Annotated in this window: 17 protein-coding genes; 5 read left to right on the top strand and 12 right to left on the bottom strand. The window is 69.1% G+C overall.

Translation table 11 applies throughout. The annotated features are described in order from the left end of the window. Nucleotides 1-137: 137 nt before the first annotated feature. Genes KV100_RS19475 through pseB form a run of 5 tightly spaced genes read right to left on the bottom strand, consistent with a single transcriptional unit; the run spans nt 138 to nt 5,695 of the window. A complete protein-coding gene (locus KV100_RS19475; RefSeq protein ID WP_255565921.1) occupies nt 138-1,154 on the bottom strand; it encodes a PseG/SpsG family protein in 1,017 nt (338 codons plus the stop codon). A gap of 7 nt (nt 1,155-1,161) precedes the next feature. Then, complete coding sequence (locus KV100_RS07605) at nt 1,162-1,947, bottom strand: SDR family NAD(P)-dependent oxidoreductase (RefSeq protein ID WP_220342237.1); 786 nt, start codon at nt 1,945-1,947, stop codon at nt 1,162-1,164. Continuing rightward, nucleotides 1,944-3,584: an aldo/keto reductase gene (locus KV100_RS20110; RefSeq protein ID WP_220342236.1), complete on the bottom strand. Its 1,641-nt coding sequence runs from the start codon at nt 3,582-3,584 to the stop codon at nt 1,944-1,946. Before KV100_RS20110 ends, KV100_RS07605 begins: the two co-directional genes overlap by 4 nt. Then, nucleotides 3,581-4,708 carry a DegT/DnrJ/EryC1/StrS aminotransferase family protein gene (locus tag KV100_RS07595; RefSeq protein WP_220342235.1) on the bottom strand — a complete coding sequence of 376 codons (1,128 nt, stop codon included), beginning with the start codon at nt 4,706-4,708 and terminating at the stop codon, nt 3,581-3,583. Before KV100_RS07595 ends, KV100_RS20110 begins: the two co-directional genes overlap by 4 nt. Before the next feature lie 3 nt (nt 4,709-4,711). After that, nucleotides 4,712-5,695, bottom strand: coding sequence for a UDP-N-acetylglucosamine 4,6-dehydratase (inverting) (gene pseB / locus KV100_RS07590; protein WP_220342234.1), 984 nt, complete (start codon nt 5,693-5,695; stop codon nt 4,712-4,714). A 130-nt stretch (nt 5,696-5,825) separates the two neighbouring features. Between pseB and KV100_RS07585 the strand changes: the two genes are divergently transcribed. Then, nucleotides 5,826-8,237, top strand: coding sequence for a glycosyltransferase family 2 protein (locus KV100_RS07585; RefSeq protein ID WP_220342233.1), 2,412 nt, complete (start codon nt 5,826-5,828; stop codon nt 8,235-8,237). On the opposite strand, the gene KV100_RS07580 is transcribed toward KV100_RS07585, so the two are convergent. Genes KV100_RS07580 through KV100_RS07565 form a run of 4 tightly spaced genes read right to left on the bottom strand, consistent with a single transcriptional unit; the run spans nt 8,227 to nt 12,264 of the window. Beyond that, on the bottom strand, nt 8,227-9,843 hold the full coding sequence (locus tag KV100_RS07580) for a hypothetical protein (RefSeq protein ID WP_220342232.1): 1,617 nt from the start codon (nt 9,841-9,843) through the stop codon (nt 8,227-8,229). The genes KV100_RS07585 and KV100_RS07580 overlap by 11 nt on opposite strands. Continuing rightward, on the bottom strand, nt 9,840-10,685 hold the full coding sequence (locus KV100_RS07575) for a hypothetical protein (RefSeq protein WP_220342231.1): 846 nt from the start codon (nt 10,683-10,685) through the stop codon (nt 9,840-9,842). The genes KV100_RS07580 and KV100_RS07575 overlap by 4 nt, the downstream gene beginning before the upstream one ends. Further along, the gene (gene pseI / locus KV100_RS07570; RefSeq protein WP_220342230.1) at nt 10,685-11,743 is read right to left on the bottom strand and encodes a pseudaminic acid synthase; all 1,059 of its coding nucleotides are present in this window, start codon (nt 11,741-11,743) and stop codon (nt 10,685-10,687) included. The genes KV100_RS07575 and pseI overlap by 1 nt, the downstream gene beginning before the upstream one ends. After that, nucleotides 11,740-12,264 carry a GNAT family N-acetyltransferase gene (locus tag KV100_RS07565; protein WP_220342229.1) on the bottom strand — a complete coding sequence of 175 codons (525 nt, stop codon included), beginning with the start codon at nt 12,262-12,264 and terminating at the stop codon, nt 11,740-11,742. Before KV100_RS07565 ends, pseI begins: the two co-directional genes overlap by 4 nt. Nucleotides 12,265-12,361: 97 nt before the next feature. Between KV100_RS07565 and KV100_RS07560 the strand changes: the two genes are divergently transcribed. The 4 genes from KV100_RS07560 (at nt 12,362) to KV100_RS07545 (ending at nt 17,681) form a co-directional block, all read left to right on the top strand. Next, nucleotides 12,362-12,613 (top strand): phosphopantetheine-binding protein, encoded by a 252-nt coding sequence (locus KV100_RS07560; protein ID WP_220342228.1) that lies wholly within the window; start codon nt 12,362-12,364, stop codon nt 12,611-12,613. Nucleotides 12,614-12,616: 3 nt separating this feature from the next. Next, a complete protein-coding gene (locus KV100_RS07555) occupies nt 12,617-13,834 on the top strand; it encodes a class I adenylate-forming enzyme family protein (protein ID WP_308291381.1) in 1,218 nt (405 codons plus the stop codon). Then, the gene (locus KV100_RS07550) at nt 13,827-14,582 is read left to right on the top strand and encodes an SDR family NAD(P)-dependent oxidoreductase (RefSeq protein WP_220342227.1); all 756 of its coding nucleotides are present in this window, start codon (nt 13,827-13,829) and stop codon (nt 14,580-14,582) included. Before KV100_RS07555 ends, KV100_RS07550 begins: the two co-directional genes overlap by 8 nt. 363 nt (nt 14,583-14,945) lie before the next feature. Then, complete coding sequence (locus KV100_RS07545) at nt 14,946-17,681, top strand: hypothetical protein (protein WP_220342226.1); 2,736 nt, start codon at nt 14,946-14,948, stop codon at nt 17,679-17,681. On the opposite strand, the gene KV100_RS07540 is transcribed toward KV100_RS07545, so the two are convergent. The 3 genes from KV100_RS07540 to KV100_RS07530 form a co-directional block, all read right to left on the bottom strand. Continuing rightward, complete coding sequence (locus KV100_RS07540) at nt 17,582-19,222, bottom strand: hypothetical protein (RefSeq protein ID WP_220342225.1); 1,641 nt, start codon at nt 19,220-19,222, stop codon at nt 17,582-17,584. The genes KV100_RS07545 and KV100_RS07540 overlap by 100 nt on opposite strands. After that, entirely contained in the window at nt 19,215-20,039 is an 825-nt protein-coding gene (locus KV100_RS07535; RefSeq protein ID WP_220342224.1) for a hypothetical protein, read from the bottom strand. Before KV100_RS07535 ends, KV100_RS07540 begins: the two co-directional genes overlap by 8 nt. 166 nt (nt 20,040-20,205) lie before the next feature. Continuing rightward, nucleotides 20,206-22,515 (bottom strand): hypothetical protein, encoded by a 2,310-nt coding sequence (locus KV100_RS07530; protein WP_220342223.1) that lies wholly within the window; start codon nt 22,513-22,515, stop codon nt 20,206-20,208. Between the last annotated feature and the right edge of the window lie 18 nt (nt 22,516-22,533).

Below are 22,533 nucleotides of genomic sequence, written 5' to 3'. Positions count from 1 at the left end.
AACACGTCCGAAAGAAGGTCGCGTTCGAGGCCCTCGCCGACGACTACTTCGGCTCGGTCGAGAGCCATGTCATCACCGACGCCCTCCGCGTCCCCGCGGCCATGCTCGCCTTGAAGATGAGCAGTCCTCGGTAGGCGTCAGCCCGGCATCTCACCCAGCCCGGCAAAGGCGTCGGCCACCCGACGCCTCCCCTCACCGTCGACGGCCTCCCAGCCCGCACGCGCGAGCCGCGCACGGAAGGCGTGGTCCTGTAGAAGGTGCACCAGCGTCTCGACCGCCGTCGGACCGAGACCGTGTCGTGCGTCGCCAAGCCCTGCCACGACCGACGCGGCAACGGCACGCCGCATGCCTTCGAGCTGGTTGTCCGCCACGGCGAGGAGGGCGGTCGGAACTCCGAGGCAGAGGAGCTCCCAGCTCGATGATCCGGCGGCGCTGAGGACAATGTCCTGCTGACGGGCAACGTGCGCCAGGTCGTTGAGCGGCGAAACCACGACAATCTCCTGGTCGGGACGCGTCTCTATACGCGCGAGCGCGTCAGCGAGGGCAGGTCGCGCGGCGACCATCGTCGCGACGAAGGGAGACCCCGTGCGGACGAGCGCTTCCGCGGCGGCCACGGTCGCCCCCACCGGGTCGGTGCCGCCGAAGACGCCGAGGACCCGCGGCGGGCCGTCCGCGGCCGGCAGGCTCGGATCGCGTGGCCGCTGCGCGAGGATGTCGTCTCGCATCAAGGCGTAACGCACCCCGGCCAGTCGGCGAGAGCCCGGCGGGACCGCGATCTCCTCGAGCTCGGCTCCGAGATTCTGGTCGACGTAGACGTCGGCGAGTGCACCCGCGAGATCGTGGTCAACCAGCGCCAGCACGGGGACGCCGTTCGTCCGGAGCGCTGCGTGGTCGGCCGCGCTCATGACGTAGGAGTCCACGACGATGGCATCGGCACCGAGCTCGCTGCGCGCCCGGTCGTGCGGCACCGGCGCGACGACCCCAATGCCCGCTGATTTCAGGCGCCGCTCGACCCAGCCGATGCTGGCGACGTCGGCGGCGAAGTCCACCGTCCACCCTCGACCGAGCAGCTCCTGGGCGAGAGCGAAGCAGCGCATCGCGTGCCCCGAGCCCAGGGTCGGCCCGATGTCGCACACCACCACGACATGGGTCATGACGGGGTCACCACGCCGTCCAGCCTCCGTCGACCACCAGGTTGGTCCCGGTCACAAAGGTTGCCCCGGGCGAGGTCAGGAAGAGCACCGGCGCCGTGATCTCGGCCGCCTCGCCGACCCGACCGAGCGGGACGCGATCGATGAGGCGAGAGACTAGCTCGGGGTTGGTGGCACGCACCGGTTCCTGGGGAAACGGGCCGGGGGTAAGGGCATTGACGCGGATGCCCTCGGGCCCGAGCTCGACCGCAGCGTAGCGTGTCCACTGCACCAGCGCCGCCTTCGCCGCGCCGTAGAACGGTGGGTTGGCGACGGCGGGGGACGCGTACACGCGGAGGTCGGGAGCGACGAGACCGTACATCGAGGCCAGGTTGACGACGCTCGCGTCCTGACCTGCGGCGCGGGCCTGTCGCATTGCCGGGAGAGCGTGGCGAAGAAGGGTGTGCGGGGCGGTGACACCGACGGCGAAAGCGTCGTTGTACTCGGCGGTTTCGGCGGTCTGGATAGTGCCGGCTCCACCGGTGTAGGCATTATTGACCAGGGCGTGGAGGGGACCCTCGAAGCCAGAGAAGTATGCGGCGACGGCTGCGGCGTCGGCGACGTCGAAGACCGCGGCCTCCGCACGTCCGTCGGTCGCACGCAACGACGCGACAAGATCATCGACCGGACCCTGCGAACGCGCATTAGCGTGGACAGTCCACCCCGCGTCTGCGAACCCGTGCGCCATCGCACGGCCGAGGTAACCGGTCGCGCCGGTGATCAGGACGTGGCGGGACAGGGGAGTTTCGGAGCTCATAGTGCCTCCCAGCTGGCTGGGTCCAGCGTCGACTCGGGTAGCCATGGCCGCGTGCGGAGAACCTCCGAGACCTCGGCGGGGGTCAGCGGTGGGCGTTGGAACAGTGACAGGTTGACGGAAAGCTGGTCGAGAGACTCCATCCCCAGGACGACGGCGTCGATCCAGTTCTGAGCACGGACGAAGGCCAGCGCGAGGTCGACGACGTCCGCGCGGCCGAGCTCGTGGGTGGTCTCCCTGAGCCACGACCTCACCGTGACGGCCTCGGTGACTCCGGCACGGCGCCAGGCGTCGTCCGCGTCGGCGATGAGCAGGCCCTGGAGCAGCGCACTTCGAGCGTGCACGGTCAGAGGGCGGGCCGCACGTACCTGGGCGAGGTCGTCGAGGACGTCGTCCCACCGGTGGTCGAGGAGGTTGAAGGGCAGCTGGACGACGGTCACCTCGTCGAGGGCCAGGGCGCGCCGCAGCTCGTCCGGTGTCTGCACGGAAACGCCAAGGGTGCCGATCGTGCCTTCGGCGACCCACCAGCGAAGGCGCGCGAGCGCCTCACCGTCCCAGGCCTCGAGGTGTGCGGCGCGATGCAGCGAGAGGACGTCGAGTCGAGAGCGCCGCAGTGCATGGCACGAGGCGAGGACCGACTGGTCGACGAACGCGTGCACGGTGGCGGGAAGGGCTCCGGAGGGGCAGTCTTCCAGCGTCGACAGCTTCGTGAAGACCTGGGCGCGCGACTGCCATCCTTCGGCGAGAGCCACCCCGATCGTCTCCTCGCTCGCACCGTACGCCCGTGCGGTCTCGAGGATCGTCACGCCGTTGGTCAGTGCTGTACGGACAAGGACGGTCGCCATCGCCGTCGTCGGTCTACCGCTCGTGTTGGCGATGCCGTAGTCCATGCCGAGTTGTGCGGTCCCGACAACGAGGTCGTCGACGGGCCGATCGACGACCGGCGCCCCGGGAAGACTGCGCAGCCGCGTGGCGAGGTCGAGGGCCGACGCAGCGACCGGGTCGTCGATACCGTCGAAGAGGCGACTGATCCGGACGTAGTCGTCGAGCTGGTCGACGGTGGCGCGGAGGGCACCGAGCCCACTGTCGGCATAGCGGGTGAACGAGGCGAACCCATGACGTCTGACGATCGCGGGGGTGACGTGCTCGCGGTCGGCGTCGGTCGTCGCGGGGTCCGCGTGGGCTTTGCGGAGGGAACCGACGCGGACGACCTCGGCGCTCAGCCCGTAGGGCAGGCCCGAGGGCGTGCCGTTACAGCTGAGGTAACCCAGCTCTCGGTCGAGGAAGTCGTCGACGACTTCCTCGAGGAGGTCGCCGTCGGGGAGGGCGTTGTCGGCGGTCAGACGCACGAGGACGTCGTGATCGTCGTACGTGGCGACGGCCTCGACGAAGCGCTCAAGGGTGTCGGACAGGCTGCCGCGGTGATGCCGGACGCCGTGCGTGGTGAGCAGGTCGGCGAGCAGGTCGTCGCTTGGGTCCGTCGAGGTCGCCACGACGACGTCCATCCCGGCGCGCGCCGCCCGCCGTGCGGCGAGGACGACGAGAGGCAGCCCGGCGACCGGGAGGGCGACTTTTGCTGGCAAGCGCGTGGAGGAGATGCGTGCCTGGAGCACGGCGACGCGCTTCACGACGCGCTTCACGACGCGATGATCCCGACGAGTGTCTCGATGACACGGTCGACGTCGCCGTCGGTGAGCGACGGGTACAGGGGGAGTGAGAGCTCTTCGGCGTAGAACGCCTCGGCTCGCGGGCACGTGCCGCGGCGGTAGCCCATGTCGGCGAACACCGGATGCCAGTAGGCCGGGATGTAGTTTACCTGGACGCCGATGCCCGCCTCGCGCATCCGCTCGAACGCCTCGCGGCGCCGACCGTCGAGGATCCGGATGGGATAGAGGTGCCAGGCAGGGGCGACGTCCGCCGACTGAGTCGGAGTCCGAAGCCCATCGACACCAGCGAACGCATTGTTGTAGCGGGCGGTGATCTCGGCGCGGCGCTTGACGAAACCGTCGAGGCGCTCGAGCTGCGACAGCCCGAGCGCGGCGCCGACGTCGGTGAGCCGGTAATTCAGGCCGAAGGAGTGCACCTCCTGGTGCCACGGGCCCTCATCGGGATAGCGCAGCCGCTCGGGGTCGCGTATGAGCCCGATGTTGTGGAACTCGCGCGCGGCCGTTGCCACGGCGGTCTCTTTGGCCACGACGGCGCCGCCCTCGCCCGTCGTGAGGTTCTTGGTGGGGAAGAACGAGAAGGTCGTCACGTCGGCGAGGTCGCCGACCGGCCGACCGCCTCGGGTACCGCCGATCGAGTGGGCGGCGTCGTCGAGGGTGCGGGCGCCGACACGGTCGGCGATCGTCTGAAGCGCGTCGAAGTCACAGGGGTGGCCCGCGTAGTCGACGGCAGCGATGACCTTCGTCCGGTCGGTCACCACGGCGTCCACGGCTGTGGGGTCGAGCAGCGCGGTGTCCTCCGTCACGTCGGCGAAGACGATCGTGGCACCGAGCAGGGCCGCGCTGGACGCCGTGGCGACGAAGGTCATCGGCGTCGTGACGACCTCGTCGCCTGGACCGACGCCCAAGGCTACGTAGGCCACGTGGAGCGCCGCAGTGCCCGATGTGCAGGAGATCGCGGGATGACCGCCCGCGACGGCGCCCACCGCTGCCTCGAAGGCCGTCACGGTCGGACCGGTCGTCAGCCAGTCACCACGGAGGACTGCGGAGACCGCGTCGACGTCGGCAGGGTGGATGCTCTGGCGGCCGTACGGAAGCACCGGTCAGACATCCGACTCGAGGATCTTGCGGATCTGATCGATCGAGTACCACTCGTCGTTGTTGTCGGACCGGTAGTGGAACCCGTCAACCACGGATTCACCATGCTCGGGTGCGACGTAACCCCATGTCGCGAGATCGGGCTGGAGAGCGTAGCGGTCACCGACGCGCAGCGCTCGTCGACCCTCCTCGGGGCTGATCATCTCCTCGTGGAGCTTCTCGCCTGGCCGCAGGCCGATGTCATGCAGGGCGGCGCCCGGCGCGATCGCCTGTGCGAGGTCGGTGACCTTCATCGACGGGATCCGGGGCACGTAGAGCTCGCCGCCCTGCATCTGCTCGAATGAGTCGATGACGAACTGGACCGCCTCGGGCAGCGTGATGAGAAACCGGGTGCACCGCAGATCGGTGATCGGCAGAGACTTGCCCTCGGCGTGCAGCGCGCGGAACTTCGGAATGATCGACCCGCGGCTGCCCATGACGTTGCCGTAGCGGACGACTGAGAACCGAGTCGGGTACGCGGCGGCATAGTGGTTGCCCGTGATGAAGAGCTTGTCTGCGGTCAGCTTGGTCGCGCCGTAGAGGTTGATCGGGCTGGAAGCCTTGTCCGTCGACAGCGCGACGACCTTTTTGACACCGGCGTCGATCGAGGCCTCGATGACGTTCTGGGAGCCGATGACGTTGGTGCGGACGAACTCCCACGGGTTGTACTCAGCGGTGTCGACCTGCTTGAGTGCTGCGGCGTGGACCACGTAGTCGACGTTGTGCATCGCGCGGTGGAGGCGGTCACGGTCTCGGATGTCCCCGAGGAACCAGCGAAGGCGAGGATCGTCACCGAAAAGCTGGCGGACCTCCCACTGCTTCAGCTCGTCTCGGCTGAAGATGATCACACGGTTCGGATCGAGGTTGTCGAGCGCATACCTGATGAACGCCTTGCCGAAACTCCCGGTACCACCGGTGACAAGGATGTCCGATCCGGTCAAGACCGACACGTTAGCCCCCTCCTGCGCTGACGTCGCCGAGTGGACACTACCAGGGGCCACACTTGTCAGACGGGTGCTGCTCGTCCGTGTGCGAGACTCGGAGCCCTCGTCGTCACAGCCTGCCAAGGATGCCTCACGCATGCAGCCGCTCCTCAGCGTCATCGTCCCGTTCTACAACGTCGAGCGCTACGTACGCCGCTGTCTCGCATCCCTGTCCGCCCAGACGTACGCCAACCTGGAGATCATCGTCGTCGACGATGGTTCGCTGGACGGCAGTCGGGGGATCGTCGAGGGGGTGTGTGCAGAGGACTCTCGATTCACCCTGGTCACGCAGGAGAACCAGGGCCTTGGTCCCGCCCGGAACACCGGTGTTGCCCATGCGACCGGAGACTTCCTGGCGGTTGTCGACAGCGACGACATCGTGCCGGTGCATGCTTACGAGTTGATGATGGACAGTCTGCTCGCCTCAGGTTCTGACCTGGCCGCCGGCGACGCGCGCCGGTTCACGTCACTTTGGGTCCGTGACTCCTACACCCACCGGGTCCCGTTCGCGGAGGGGGCGACGGCCACTCACGTCCGGGAGCGTCCGGAGCTGGCGCTCGATCGGATGGCGTGGAACAAGGTCTACCGCCGCTCGCTGTGGGAACAAGTCGGTCTGTCGTTCCCGGCGATGCTGTACGAGGACTACCCGGTGACGATCCGAGCCCAGGTCGAGGCGCACAAGGTCGATGTCCTGAAGGACCCGGTCTACTACTGGCGCGAGCGTGAGGGCGGTGAGCCTTCCATCACCCAGAGCCTGTGGCGACTTGAGAACCTCGCCGACCGGGTCCGCTCCGCCGAGATGGTCGTGGAGTACCTGCGCTCCGCGGCGCCAGAGCTGCTCGAGCGCGTGCGTGCCCACTTTGCCGTCGTCGACCTGCGGACCGTCGTGGCAGCGCTGCACTCCGCGCCCGAGGAGGACCTCGACACCGTCTTCGCCCTCTCCCGGCGGATGCTCGGCGTCGTCCAGCCTTTCCCCTACGAGGACCTCCCGCCGTTCGACCGCGTCCAGGCGCGGCTGCTCGAGGCGGGGGACCTTCCCCGCCTGCGGCGCCTCCTCACGTACGAGGACCAGCACGGGACCAACGCCCCGGTCGTCACTCGTGGGCTCCTGCGCAAGCGCACCTACCAGGATCTGCCGTTCCGTGGGGACCGCGCCGCTGGTGTGCCCGCCTCTGCCTACCTCGTCGGCGCTCCGGCCGCCGTGGTCGCGACGGCCATCCACGACATGAAATGGTCGGAGGGCGCCCTCGTCATCGAAGGGGTGGCACGCGTTCCGGAGGTCATCCTCGACGAGCGTTCGAGCCTGGAGGTATGGCTCGAGTCCCCGCAGGGCAACAGGGTCGCCGCGACAGTGGTGCGCTCTGACGGCCCGACCCCGGACGGCGTCCAGCCGATCCACTTCGTGGCCAGGTTCAACCCGTTCCTTGTCAAGGCGGCCCAGAGGAGACTGAAGACCTGGGCGGCGCGCGTACGTATACGCCAGGGAGACCTCGACGTCACGAGTCCGCTCGCCTCAGGGTTGCGGACCCGTGCGGCATACCTGCCGCCGGAGCCGCTGGGTGACCGGGTGTGGGCCCAGCCGCAGATCGAGGCGGGCGAGGTTGGAGTCGCCCTGCGATCTGTCCGTCATTTCGTCACGCACGCCACCGCTGTCCCCGAGGGGATCCTCCTGCGCATCAAGGTCGACGTGGCCGACCTGGGGGACGGAGCGCCGATCCTCGAGCTCACCCGGCACTCTCGAGTGACCCACGAGCTCGTCGGCGAGTACCGCGACCAGCCCGCGGGTGCCGACGGCACCCGCGAAGCGCTCTTCCGGGTTGACGTGGGCGCCCTCGGGCTCGGTGAGGTGACGTTCGACCCCATGGAGGAACCGGTCGCCTGGGTCGTGCGCATCCGTGCGGGGAGCCGCCGCCGGACGCTGCCGACGTCCCCGCAGTTCGTCGGGGCGGCTCGAACCATCGGGTCGACCCAGCTTCGTGCTACGCGCAGCCCGAAGGGCAATTTCACGCTCCAGCAAGGACCTGCCGCAGTTGCCGTCGACGCAGCCGAGTGGGAAGGCGACGACCTCCTGCTCGCCGGCGACCTTCAGGACACCCTGGACCGTCCCGGCAAGGTCTCGGTCGAGCTGCGGCGGGTCCGCGGAGTCGAGGCGGTCGAGAGAGTCGACGTGCCTGTTGTGGTCGCCGAGGGGCGGTTCACGACAAGGATCCCCATGGCACACCTGGCCGAGGTCGACCGCCGGGTTGGTGTCGGGCTGGGCGAGACGAGCCACCAGGCGGTCGCAACCTCGTGGCACGTCCTCCTGCGCAGCGGCGACGACGTGTCAAAGCTCCACGTCGTGCGTGAGCAGACCGCAGGTCTGCCCGGTCCCCGACCGCTGGGAGGTCTTGAGGCCGTGCTCACGATCGGACGAGGTGACACGCTCGCCCTCACGTTCCTGCCGACCGCGGTCGTCGCGCCGCCCGTCGGGGAGCGCGACACGGTCGAAGCGCTAGGCGTTACCGCCTGAGTCTGCGGCCGACTCTCTTCACCAACCGGCGCAACGGACGGCCTGTGGGACGCGCGGCGAGCGCGGCCTCGAGCGACGCGATGCGCTGCTGGAGGCGAGCCTCACGTTTGGCCGCGCGGCGCTCGGCCGCTGGGTCGGGGCGCATCTGCTGCTGCCGGTAGCGCAGAAGCTGCCGGTCACGCGCGCCGACCGCGGACTCCAGCCAGTGGTCGCGAGAGACGAGCGCCTCTGTACGCGCGAGCAGGCGCGACACGAGTGCAGGAGTGGGCTCAGCCTGCTCCAGCTCTGTTCGCGCGCGTGCCGCAAGCACGTCGACCTCCGCCGTCGAAAGGTCGCGTCCGGCGTAACCGGCCATCAGCGCGGCATTCTCCGCTGGACCGTTGGCCAGGGGAAACGGGTTTCGCCACCCGAGGACGAACAGCCGCCGCGCCACGTCGTACAGGCCGTCGAGGAACGGATCGCCCTCGGTCTCACGGCGGGGCCTGTATGTGAGTGGCCGGAACGATCCGGACGTCGTCACGGCGATGTTCGACGGACGCTGATCGTCCCCGCCGCCGGCGACCTCCTCGGCGTAACGGCTGACGAGCGTCCGCAACGCGGGGACGTCCTGAGCTAGGCATGCTTCCAACATCAGCTCTTCGAGCGTCGCAGCCGGCTCGCGCGCGGTCGCGGGCGGAATCTGTTCAGCGACCCCGTTGTTGCCGACGACGAGCGTCATCTCGGTGGCCGGGTCGGCGGGGGCTCGAACGACGAGCCACGCTGCCGCGCTCATGGTCACGGTCCGTGCAGCGACGGCGGTGCGCACCAGCCACGCAGGGTCGCTGGCATAGCGCCCGGGTGCCTCGGCGGTTTCCCGGTACAGCAGAGACGAAGCGAGGGTTCCCGACGTCGGCGCGGTGTCGTCGGTCGATGCGAAGGCAATCGTCGGGTGGTCGGCCGTCGGAAAGACGCTCCACAACGTGACGGGCGTGTCACCGGCGGAGAACGCTTCGCGCGCCTGGCGAGGCGATCGAGGACGGGACGCGTCCTGAGCCTCTGCGGGTGACCACGCCGCGTCGCTGTCATCGAGCGCGCGCGGCGTAAGCGAGGCGGCTTCCGTCGCCGCCAGGGCATTCGTGACCCCGACCGCGAGCGTCCCCGCCGGAGCGAGGCGGTGGAGGAGGTCGGCGTACGTCTGCCACGAGCGAGGCTCGAGGTCGTACGACCCCAGAACGGAGACGTCACCGAGTGCAACGACCGCGGAGAACGGCTTGCCTCCGCGGAGACGCTCGAGGTCGATGCGTTCCAGGTCGCCGCACCAGACCGTGACCTCAGGCATCGCGCGGGCGATCGTGAGGGCGTCTCGCTGCCCTCTGACGACGATGGTTGTGCGTGACGCGAGCGACTGCACCGCGCCGAGCACGTCGAGTGCGTGCGGGCCGGCCACGAGCACCTCGGCGCCGGCGGGCACGGTGGTCGCGACCACTGCGGCGCGCACCGGGTCGGCCTCGGGGACGCCGTCAGCCCACAGCTCCATCTCCCCACCGATGAGGGACAGGTTGTCCGGAAGCGCAGCGTCGTCGGCCAGCGCCTCCTCGACGCGCCAGGACACCCAAGGGCCACTCACGATGCCTCCTGCCGACGCTCGTACGCGCCGCGCCAGCCGAAAAGCTCGCGGAGCTCCGCGGGGCTTGCCAGACGGTCCATCGACAGCTCGTAACGGCTCACCGCACGCGACACCGCGGGGGCGACAGCCAGACCGTGCATCTCGGGCAGCAGACGCAGCACGTGATCCTTGCGCTCGGCGACCGACATGCCCGCGTTGAACGACATCGGGTCGCCGTAGATGCCGACCTCACAATCGACGCTGGCGCCGTACATGATTGCCGTACTCACCCGGTTGCTGGCGACCCGGCGGTGGCGGCGCAGCTCGACAAGCTGTCGGTACATGAACTCCGGGTCTGTGCCTTCGCGGTCACGTCCCCGTCGACCGTGAGAGATGACGTGAAAGCCAGCACGCTCGTACACGTCGCGGATCGCCGGCTCATCGAACTCGAGCCAGTAAAGGCAGACCGTCACATGGCCGTCCTCGGTCGCACGGATCTCGTCGGCGAGCGCCTGGTGGCTCCCGTCGACCCTTCCGGATTCCCAGCCGTGGAACGGGTAGAAGATCGTGCCCTCTCGCTCGACCGCTGGGTCGGCCGGCTCCATGGCGACGAGGTACGACCACGCCGCACCGACCACGTAGTAGTTGCGCCAGCCATACGCCTGACCGCGCCGACGTGCCGCGTCGGACCACACGAGCTGCGGGTAGCCGAGCGGGATCGGCTGCTTCTGGAACCCCTGACCGTGAAGCGGGTTCCAGCCATGCTGGAGCAGACCGTCGATCTTCGGCGGCGCCTCACGGTCCAGACCACAGAAGCGGGCGAACACGTGCGCTTGCCCGTAGTAGTGGTTGCTGGCGTGCATCAGAGGAGCTCCCAGCTCATGGGCGTGCCCTTCTTCGCGTCGACGCGGAACGTGCGGTCCTCGATGCGCGAGAACTCGTCGGGTGCGAGCCCGTCGGCAGGCCGGATCGAACGGACGTTCTGCGAGGTCACCGGGTCGCCTGCGTTCACGTCCTCGACAACGAAGAGCGAGCGACGGAACCGCAGGCCCTCTGCCTCGATGGCGCGTGGTCCGATCGTGGGCTCGCCGAGCGCCTGCCAGGCGACCGTGGTCTCGGTGACCAGCGCTCGCATCTCGCCCGGGGTGAGCGAGAAGTCGGAGTCGACCGTGCCGTCGTCGCGCCCCAATGTCAGGTGCTTCTCGATGACGGTCGCGCCGAGTGCGATCGCGGCGACGGACGCACCGAGGCCGAGCGTGTGGTCTGACAGGCCCACCTGACAGTTCAGTGCGTCGCGCAGCACGGGGATGCCCCGCAAGTTGGACGCCTCAGGAGGTGCTGGGTACGACACTGTGCACGAGAGGACGACGATCTGTTCGTTGCCGGTCTCGCGTGCTGCGCGGACGGCGGCGTCGATCTCGCCCAGCGTCGCGGTCCCGGTCGAGATGATCATCGGGAGACCGGTCTCGGCGATCCGCCGGATCAGCGGCAGGTCGGTGATCTCGCTGGAGGCCGACTTGAGGACGGGGACGCCGAGGCCGACCAGGAAGTCAACGGCGGTGGGATCGAAGGCAGCCGAGAACGGCACCATCCCGAGCTCGCGGGCGAGGGAAAAGATCGGCTCGTGCCACTCCCAAGGGGTGGAGGCCTCTTGGTAGAGCTCGTACAGCCGGCGGCCGGGCCACAACGGGTGGTCCTCGCTCAGGCGAAAGCGAGGGCTGTCGACGTCGATCGTGATCGTGTCGGCGGTGAACGTTTGAATCTTCAGCGCGCTGGCGCCCGCGTCCGCCGCCGCGCGGACGATGTCGAGGGCGCGGCCCAGATCGCCGCCGTGATTGCCCGACATCTCGGCGATGACGAACGGAGGATGGTTGGGGCCGACAGGACGCGAGCCGAACATGATCGTGGGCAGGTCGCTCATGCGTCCTTCTTCCTGCGTCGTGTGCGGCGGCCCCGCTCTTCCCTCGTCAGCGTGATCGGGACGAACCGGCGGCCGTCTATCTCGCGCACGTCGTCCGTTCGCTCGACCAGTCCGAATCGTCGGTTCATCTGGCGCACGGGGGCATTGTCCTCCAGCACCTCGCCGTGGAGCCTGTCGAGCCCGAGGGTGTCGAAAGCGTAGTCCGTAGCCTGACGCATGATAGCCATCCACGCGGAAAGCAGCGTGCCTTCGGCCGAGAGCGTCTCGTTGTCGAGGAAGAATCCCCACGACCCCGTCCGCGCGTCGAGGTCGATGTCGAAGAAGTTGACCGCCCCACAGGGGAGGTCGTCGTGCACGAAGACGAGCATGCGGCGGGAGGGATCCTCGGCCACCGCATCCCACCAGCGTCGGTGCTCCGCCTCCGAGATCATGTGGTCGGTGACGCTTACCTCCCGGTTGATCGCCTGGTTGCGCCAGGCGCGGACGGTGTCCCGGTCGGCGGCGGTCGGGGCACGCAGCATGGCGGATCCTCCGCAGGGAAGGGGTGGGTGGTCAGACTCAGCCTACGGGGGCTCAGCGTCAGCGACCGGGGGCGCTGGGCTCGTTATGCTTGCCGACATGACTCGACTCGACCGGTCCGCGGTGCGTTCCCTCATGGCAGACGTCCTGACGGAGCAGGGCAAGGAACTCCCTGCGAACGAGGCTGTCCCTCTGCGCGACATCGGGTTCCGCTCGCTCGACTTCTCGGAGCTCGCCCTGCGCGTGGAGGACGCGATCGACGAGGAGCTCAATTTTGAGGCGGCCGAGCTTCGCCGGATCGAGACCGTGGCACACGTCCTGGATCTGATGCTCGAGCTTCAGGACGCCTGAGCCGTGCTCGCAGACTCCCAGCCGTGGTCGAACCACGTCATCGACGTGCGCGACGGCTCGACCACCGCGTGGGAGACGCTGCCCGCCGTCACTCTGGAGCGCCCGACTGTGGCCGCTGTGGCCAGCAGCGTTGATGCCCTCCCTTACGTGGCTGCTGTCGCGCGGTCGGGTGGCGAGCTGCTGGTCGTCGCCGAACGTCGGGTGGACGACGCGCTGCGGACGGAACTGCTGTCTGACGGCTTCAGGCTCGTCGGCGCCCTGGACGGGGCGCCGGACTCGGGAACGCGCGCGGCCGAGGACGGTCGGATCTGGCTTCTCACGTCCGGTTCGACGGGTCGACCGAAGCGGGTCGCCCACACCCTGGCCTCGTTGACGACGGTCAAGGGTGCGCAGGCGACCCCGCGGCGCTGGCTCTGCCCGTACTCGCCCGGTACCTACGCGTGGTGGCAGGTGGTGACGCTCGGTTTGACCCAACCCGGGCACGACCTCGTGGTCGTCGACCCTTCCGATCTCGAGCACTGGGTGCCGCTCGCCCTCGATCACGAGGTGACCGCGGCATCGGGCACTCCCACGTTCTGGCGCCAGAGCGTCCTGCGGGACCCCGAAACGCTCGCACGGGTGCCGCTCCAGCAAATCTCGCTGGGCGGTGAACCCGTCGACCAGGCCGTCATCGACCAGCTTCGGGAGCTGTTTCCCGAGGCCCGGATCTCGTGGATCTACGCGTCGTCGGAGGTCGGGGCGTCGATCGTCGTCCACGATGGTCTTGCGGGGTTCCCTCAGGCATGGCTCGGACGCGCGAGTGTCGACCGACCGCTGATCGAGGTTGACGGTGACGAGCTCGTGATCACCTCGCCGCACCACGGACGTGGTCTCGACGGTCCCGTGCGTACGGGCGATCGTGTGCGCGTCGAGGACGGCCGCGTCTACATCACGGGCCGGCTCGACCGAGACGAGATCAACGTCGGCGGCTCCAAGGTTTCGGCCGGACACGTCCGCGACACCCTGCAGAGCCATCCGTCGGTCGTGTGGGCCTCGGTGCGCGGGCGGCGAGCGCCGTTGGTGGGCTCGGTCGTGGTCGCCGACGTCGTCCTCCGCGACGACACCCCGACCGCCGAGCTGACCGGGTGGGCATCGGAGCGTCTGCCCGAGTATGCGGTGCCGCGGCGCCTCAAGGTCCTCGACACCATCCCGACCAAGGAGACTCTGAAAAGCGATGCCTGACCCAGGAACTCCCCCCGTCTTCCCGCCGAGCTCGGTGGTCCTCGTCTCCGGCGCCTCCCGAGGGCTCGGCCTCGCCATGGTCGAGGGACTGCTGGCCGAGGGCGTGAAGGTCGCCGCCTTCGCTCGCACGGTCACCCCAGAGCTGGAGGCTCTCGCGGAGAAGCACCCTGACGTCGTCCACGTCGATTCGGTCGACATCACCGACCAGGTCGCGTGCAAGGCGTTCGTCAAGGCGGTGGAGGCCCACCTCGGCGTGATCGACGGACTGGTGAACAATGCCGCGATCGGTCAGGACTCGCTTCACGTTCACACCTCCCCGGAGCGCATCGAGCAGATCATCGAGACGAACCTCACCGCCCCCCTCATCCTGACGCGGCTTGTGCTGCGGCGGTTGCTGGCCAAGGGAAAGCGCGGACGCCTCGTCAACGTCACCTCGATCTGCGGGCGGCGGGGGTATCCCGGCTTGGTCGCGTACTCGGCGACGAAGGGCGGGATGGACGCCGCGACTCGCTCGCTGGCGCGGGAGTTCAGTGGTCGGGTGCTCGCGAACGCGGTCGCACCGGGTTTCTTTGCCTCCGAGATGTCTGCCGTCCTCGGGCAGACCGAGCTCGATCAGATCCTCCGCCGGACTCCGTCCGGTCGTCTGACCACGGCCGAGGAGGTGTTCCCGGTGGTTCGCATGCTCCTCCTTGAGACCACGAACATCAACGGCCAGAGCCTCGTCATCGACGGTGCAGGCTCTATCTGAGGGCCTTCTCGTCGGCACACCCGACGAGATGGCTGGTGCGCGCACTCGGACGTACCTGTCCGACGGGTCGTGCGTGGGGTGGTACGGCGACGGTGACGTGGTGATCGACGCAGAGCTGGTGGACCGTCCCGTTCCTTCCGCCCTGGCGGCGCGCTACGGCCATGAGCGCTTCTGGGAACGCTGGACGGCCATGGAGTGCGCGGCGAAGCTCGCCGACGTCCCCGTGGGGCGCTGGCTCTTGCGGCATGGCCTGGACGGACGCGTCGAGAGCGTGCTCGTTCACCACCGTCGTTTGTCGACCTCCCGTGGCAGCATGGTTCTCGCGTGGGCCGTGCCAGGCGGCCGACGGGGGAGGAGCGAGACGTGGAGCTCGAGAACGAAGGGGTCCGGCGACGGCTGACCGAGGCGGCGTCCTCGATGGTCCGGCTGACCGTCCCTGCGTCCGGCAGCCGGGTGATCCTCGTCGAAGCGATGAGCCAGGACCTGCGCGTCACGATGCGCAACGTGCTCGCGGCCAACGCGATACGCAAGCTGGAGCCCGCGCGGATGATCGTCTACTCGGGCTCGGACGACCTGTGGAAGGCCGCAGTCTGGACCTGGTTCGACATGGAGCGGATCAGCGAGGTAGCGAGGGGCTACGGTGCCTCGGAAGTTTTCGACGTCCACGACATGGTCGACGCGCGCGAGCGCGGTGAGGCTGTCGGAAGGACTGTCGCAGGGGTGGACGTGAGCGCCGCGCACCCGGTCGAGCACCTGAAAGGGGAGGTCTTCGAGAACATCGTCTACGCCACTGCGTGCCGGATGAAGCGTGTTCCCGGACTCGGGACGAGTGACGAGGACCGCGCGTTCCTGGACGTCGTCCGCCGCCGCAGCACAGGGTTCCTCAGTCTGTTCGACCTCCTCTTGAGCTCTCTCGACGTGGTGGCGCTGGTCTCCAGCCATGTGGACTACAGCAGCTTCGGCCTCGCCGTGGAACGGGCACTCGACCACGATGTTCCCGTGGTTTTTACCCAGTCGACCGGCGGAATGAAGGCGTACGGCCTGTATCCGGGCCGGCAGCTCGGTGACGGGACCCTGCGGTCTGGGCTGACGCTTGAGGTCGCGGAGTACTTCGACAAGCACGTGTGGTCGCGGCACGAGGCCCTGCAGGGCGTGGCCGAGCGGGCCTACGCCCGTTACAAAGGTGCATTGAGCAGACCGTCGTGGTGGCGTGCCGTCGGCGCCGTCGCGACGATCGGCATCGCGGACGAGAACGAGCGCCGCGCGCTGCGCCGGGTCACGGCTCATCGCCTCGGTCTGTCGCCCGGACGACCGGTGGTCGGCGTCTACAACCACGCGGTCTCGGACGCGATGTCGACGAACCGAGAGGCGTTCTCCACCCTCGCCGAGTGGTTCGAGCGCACCGTCGCCTATGCCGCCGACACCCCTGAGGTGCAGTGGCTGATGCTGGAGCACCCGCAGCAGGGCCTGTACGACGGCACTGGCTTCTTCGAAGGGCTTGCGGAAGAGTACGCGCACCTGCCGCACATGTCGTTCGTTCGCAGTCTGGATCTCAGTCGAGCCGCCCTTGCGAGTGTCGTCGACCTCGGCCTCACGGTACGAGGAAGCATCGGCACCGAGCTCCCGATGATGGGCGTCCCCGTGATCCAGTGCGGGTGGTCCGAGTACAGCCACTGTGGCATGACCCGTCGTGCTGACACGGTCGACGACTACTTCACGCTTCTCGACGAGCACGTTGCGGGACTGTCCGCGGGCGATCGGATGATCACCGACGAGGAGATCCGCCGAGCGCGTCTGTGGACGTGGTTCTATCGGTCGGCCACCGACGTGCCGAGCTACTTCACGCCGCATTTCGCGTTCGGCGAGGGCACGTGGATGCAGATGATCGCTACGCGGATGCTGGAGGACGTCGAGCCTGACGGCGATCCCGCAGAGATCGCCGTGCAGCGGATGTGGAAGCGGAGAGAGCCGATGATCACCCGCGGCGACTGGAGCCAGGGGGATGCCGTCGTCGATCAGGCGTCGACCGCTCCGCGCAACACCCCGCCGGTGGACGGCTTCGCCCTGTCCAGTGCGTTCGACCTCCCGATCGTCCGTGTCGGGCAGCTGAGCGATCCGGTGACCTCGGTGGACGCGCGTGCGCTGCTCCTGGACTCCCTCGGCGGGACGGTGCCGCTGCGCCTGGCGCGTGACGCGGGGACGATCGGGATCAGAACCGAGCTCGGGCCGACTCCCTTTGCGCTCGAGGCCGTGCTGCGCGCCGATCGGACGACCTACACGAAGTGGGCGAAGTGGAACGACGTCACGGACGCGGACGACGAGGACCATGCGCGGATCGACCTCGACAGGCACCGCCTCGTGATCGTGTCCTGCGAAGGACGGCGGACGGCGGTGCTCCTGGCGGTACGCCCCAATGACGTTGAGGCGAAACGCCCGCCACGGATGCGCGTCGGCATGGTAGTCGGACCCTCTTGGTACGACGCCGCTGCGCCGCTGATGGTGACACTGGACCCGCCGAGCCCGGACCTCCCGGCGTGGGTGCACGACAGGCTGCTCGAGACGCCGCTCGTCGGCGTCCAGGTTCGACGTCTCGAGCTCAGACCCTTACCGAGCCGTCCGCGGATGACGTTCTCCGGAGGGACCGATCTCCGGGAAGACGGGTGGAGCGAGCTGAGGGCGGGCTTCGCGGTGGTCAATCCGCACCCGGTCGCGCCGCGCAAGGAGGAGGTGATCCTCACGGTGGGCTTCGGCCGGGCGCCACTTGCCCACGGCCCCATCCAACGAGCGCGCGCAGCCGCCCTGCTCGCCGCCGCCACGGTCGAGGCGTGCACTCTCGACGGGGATGTGGTGGACGTCGAGGTCGTTCGCCAGAAGCGGGGGCTGCGGGTATTGATCCCGCAGACTCCCGAGCCCGTGCTCGTCCATCCCGTGGCCTCAGGTGGTCACGAGGCCGACGTGACCTGGTGGGTCGGCTCAGGCTCACACCTGCGGCGCGCGGGTTACCGCGAGTCGTTCGGTGGAAGGGTGTCGCCGCGCCGGCTCGCGGCGGGGGCCGTCCGTCGTGGGCGGAGGTTCTTGAGACGCCGGGCGAGGCGGTAGGCGCGAGAGGACTCCGCGCGTCGACGGCGCGTCTGCTCGGTAGCCAGCTTCGCCTTCAGCTTCCGCGCTCGGGCAGTCTCGGCGCGCAGCTGACCGTCGCGCATCGTGAGCGTCCGTTCGAGGCCGAGGACGTGACCGTGCATCTCCGTCAGCTCGCGCTCGAGATCGGCCACGCGCGCAGCGGCGGTCCGCAGGTCGGTCACCACCGCCGGATCCGGCTCACCCCGCGCAGTGCGCAGGGCGTCCGCAGTCTCGCGGCCTCGTACGAGGACGTCGTCCCGCGCGTCCGCGACGCCGGACATGGAGAGCCAGATGCGGACCAGGCCGTCGCCGAGCGTCCACGGAGGCCATGGGTGACGGCGGTCCTGAGACAGCAGCCGGTCAAGGAAGCGGAACCAGGCGGCCGCCAGGGCGACGTCGGCTGGCAGGTCGCCTCCGACCGAGGGCTCAGCGCGCACCGGCACGCCGCCGACCAGGACTGCATCCCAGATCACCGGAGAGACGAGCGCTCCTTCGTCCCGCACGAGCTCGCCGAGCCGGGCGGCGACCGCGCGGAACCCGGGCACATCCTCGGATTCGGCATGGCCGAAGAGGAGCGCCTCTGCTGTCGGCGCCTCGGGGAGTGGGGAGGTGCGATGCCCATTGCTCGCCTCGGCGATCCAGCCGCCCTCGTCTGCTGCAGCGACGAGGAGGTTGTCGCCTGCCATCCAAGCGCAAGCCGGGAGGGGAACACCGACGACGGCGAGCCAGGCGGGGACGACGATCTCGAGAGTCCCGGCGTCGCGCGCGCGTTCAGCGATCTCTCCCAGCGGGGCGAGGACCGCGTGACCGACCGCCGCCGAACGGACCGCATCGACGAGGACGCGGGTCCCGAGCCCGTGCCGCGAGCTCGCGAGTCCCGATTCGACCGAGGCAACCATCGCCCCGCCGGAGGAGACGATCGAGAAGACATTCGCCTGGCGCGGCGCCAGGGCGGCTCGGACTTCCGTGGTCGAGCGGGGACGGTCCGAGTCGGAGTAGAGCGGGACCCACTCGTCGTCGCCGTCGCGATCGCGCGGGACGGCGGTGTGGAAAAGAGAGGGCAGGCCGAACTCATTGCGTACGCTCACCAGCAGCGCTGCATCGGATGTCGCGGTGCGCGTGAGGAGGGCGAGACGTTCGGGCCACGACAGGGCGGGCGAGTCAGCGCCGAGAACCCGTTCGAGCCCGTCGGCCGCGACCACCAGGTCGAAGCCGTCCTCGTCCAGGCCATCGAGCGCACCTGCGACGACGCGCGTCCCGGGGAGGGCAAGCGAGGCGACGTGCTCAGCGTCGGTGACCGACCTAAGCAGCACGGTGGCGTGCTCGACGGACTCAGCGACTGCGCTCAGCACGTCATCACCGTGCGGGCCGACGACCAGCGCACGCGTGCGGCCGGAGGAGGCGCGGACGACGAGATCGATGAGCAGCGGGCCGTGAGCAGGCGCCGAGGCACTCTCAAGGTCGGACCACGGCTGCATCTCACCGCGGACGACATTGATGACCACGTGCGGGTCAGTCATGGTTCTCCCAGTCCAGAATCAGTCGGAGCTCTTCGGGTGGCATCAGCCAGGGCCTGCCGAGCTCGAGGTCGGTGATCTCGCGTGCGGTCGTCATGTCGACGTCTTTACCGAGGAGGTCGCCCCACAGGCGTGCGATGCGCGCGGTTCCGCCGAAGAGCGGGTTCTCACCGGCCAGCTCCATGGGGTCGCCGTAGACTGCCGGCTGGCATCCCGCGGAGATGCCGTAGAAGATCGCCGTGGACAAGCGGTTCGAGGCGACCCGCTCGTGACGGCGCAGTGCATGAAGCTGCTTGTGCAGGAATCGACGATCGGTCCCCTGGTAGTTCCAGCCGCGCTTCCCGAAGGAGACCACGTCGAAGCCGGCGTCCTCGTACGTCCTGCGGACCTCGGGTCGTTCGTACTCGGTGTAGTACAGGCTGAACGTCACGGGACCGGGCTCGGTCTCCCGGATCTCGTCGATCAGACGCTGGTGGTCACCGGTGATCTTGCCGCCCTCCCAGCCATGGAACAAGAACCAGAGCGTCCCTTCGCGGGCGGGCGGCGGGACGGGCTCCGGCTCGTTCTCGAGCAGGTAGAGCCAGGGGGCGCCGATGACGTGGTAGTTGCGGCGTCCGAGCGAGTGGCCACGGCGCCGTGGTGCGTCCGACCACACGTAGCGCCAAGCGCCGTCGAAGAACTCGTGCACCGGATTCCAGCCGCAGGAGATGTTCCATCCGTGCTGCAGGTAGCCACGAAGTCGCGGTGGCTGCGTGTCGTTGAGCCCGCAGTAACGCGCGAGGACGTGCGTCTGCCCGTAGTAGTGGTTGTGGTGATGCACGGCACCTCGGGGATCAAGTCGGTCGGACCCGGCAATCCTACTGTCGGCTCCTGAGGGTGGGTCGGGGTGCGGGGGCTCATCCGCCCCCGCCGGGCGGCCGCGATGCCGCGATAGGAGGTCGGTCTCGCACCAAGGCGCGATCAGGAGGCCGGTGAACGGGTTCAGGCTAGTGGATCGAGGTGTCACTCAGCGCGTAAATCGACACCGGGCCGTCGCGATGGACCAGCCGTGCGAGCGTTGCCAGGTCTGGCGAGACGGGCGTGGCGCGGCGGTCGGCGAACACGTGGGTGACGCCGAGATCTCGCAGAGTCGTGACCACCCTGGCGGTCGGGCGCTCGACGACGGCCAGGCTCACGTGCAGACGGTCCGGCCACGGTGGCTGCCGGAGCTGGTAGGACGTCGGGTCGTCTGCGGCCATGTTCTCGGAGGTGTAGGCCCAGGCGCCCAGTAACAGCTGCCGGCCGGTAAGGCCACCGACCCAGAATCCTTGGGCGCGACATCCTTCACGGTAGGACGCGCTGAGGCAGAAGACGTTGGTGACGAGCAGCGCCGACTCCGGCGTGTGGTCTCGGACCCAGAGCGCGGCTCGCTGCTCGGGCGGGAGGACGCTGAGCGAGGGGTGAACCACGCGCGTCGTAGACGGCGAGGCGAGTCCGTCCGCGATCGGGTGTGCGTTCGCCGTGACGCTGGCGCAGACGACGAGGACCACGGCGGCGCCGACCAGCGTTCCGCCGCGGAGGCCCACGACCAGGCGCAGTACCAGCAGGCTCACCAGCAGGGCTGTCACGAGAACGAGGGACATCTCGCTCGCCTTGAGGGCACGGTCTAGTGCACCGCCGGAGTACGAGGATGGAGTGAGGGCGTGGACGACCAGACCGGTGGCGACACCGACGACAGTCGAAACCGCGAAGAGAACGGCTCGTGCCCGGGTGGGAACGTCGGTGAGGAGTCGAGTTGCGGCGGCGAAGGTGAGAGCGAACCCGAGCGGGGCGACGGCGAGGAAGAAGTAGCCCTGGGCGAGGCTGGGGTGGGAGAGCGTCCAAGAGGCGCACCATCCAGCAACCACGATCCCCGCGGCGCACCACCAGAGCGGGTCGCGGCGCAGGGCACGGGTGAGGACTGCGAGCACACCGACCACCTTGGCCGACGCCGTGACGAGGGAGGCGGCCACCAGCACGGCGGCGAGCCAGAGGGTGCCGCTGCTCTCGGTGACGCGGGCGGACAGAACGCCGGTCCCGTCGCTGACTCCCTGGGCGAGACCCGCGAACGCCGGCGACCACACGGCTGTCGTCAGGGGCTGCAGTCGGCTGCCGCCCGTGCTGCCGACGACCTGCGTGGCACTCAAGACAAAGATCGCGGCACAGAGCACAGCGACGCCGAGCGCTAGACGATGGAGCCGTCGGCGCGCGAGCATCCAAACCGCCGTGACGAGCAGGGCGCCGCACGCGACGACGGGCAGGACGGTCGGCTTGGTTCCCGAGCCGAGGGCAAGGAGCGCCGTGACGACCAGCCAGACCCCGGGCGTCGACTCGCCGCGGAGCAGCCTGTCGAGCGCCCCGATGATCGCCATGACCACGATGATCGAGAGCGCGGTGGTCGGGCTGATCGCGACGAACCCGTTCCCGGTGCCGCCACCGGTGCGGCCCAGCCCCAACCCGCCGAGACCAGTCAGCGCCAGCACGCCGCCCACGAGCGCGACGAGAGGCCCGAGCCACCAAGGCGCGGGTCGGTGACCGACTCGCGCGAGCGTGTTGGCGGTCGCGCCGAGCGCCAGCAGGAACGCGAACAGGGTCGCGACCAGCCAAAGGTGGAAGAGGACGTCGACCGGGGAGACCCCGCTGGCGCTGGCGGTCGCGGCGATGTCGGCGTGGGTGAACCAGTGGTAGCGCAGTGGCTCACCCACCGCGAAGGGGTCCTCCGGAGGGAGCCCTCGCTCAACCGCGCCGACGAGGGCGAGGTGGTACCAAAGGTCGACGTAGGTAGCGTCGGCGCGCGGTGGGAGAGGCGTCGCGCGGAGGACCGTCTGGTTGATGGCGGCGACGCCAAGGGTGGCGACGGCGGCCATCGCGACGTTCCACGCGAGTCGTGTTCTCGGAAGCCGCAGAGCCCGGGCGCGCAGGCGTGCACGGGCGGCAGGCAGCAGAGTGACCACGGCGAGAAGGAGCATCGGCCACGCCCAAATCCACGACACTCCGGTCACGACGCCCAGCGCCCACCACGGCAGCAGAAGGGCGATGCCGAGGATCCCCCCGAAGCCGACTGATTCGCCGAGCGAGCTTCGGGGGACCAAGATGCGCCATGCGAGCGCGCCCGGGAAGGCAGTGGTGGCGACCCACGTCGCGCCGTACGCGAGGACGTCGCTGAGCCTGGTGCCGCCGTCCACGAGGACGAGCACGGCGTACGAGAGAGGGACGAGCCAGGCGACCACGACCGTACCGGCCTTGGCAGCCGCGCGGAGGGTGCGACGTCGCCGCACGGACCCGGTCGGGACTGA

This window comes from Mumia sp. zg.B21 (genome assembly GCF_019550855.1).
GTDB lineage: Bacteria > Actinomycetota > Actinomycetes > Propionibacteriales > Nocardioidaceae > Mumia.
Note: the sequence above shows the minus strand (reverse complement) of the source record. Positions and strands in the feature narration are given on the sequence as shown.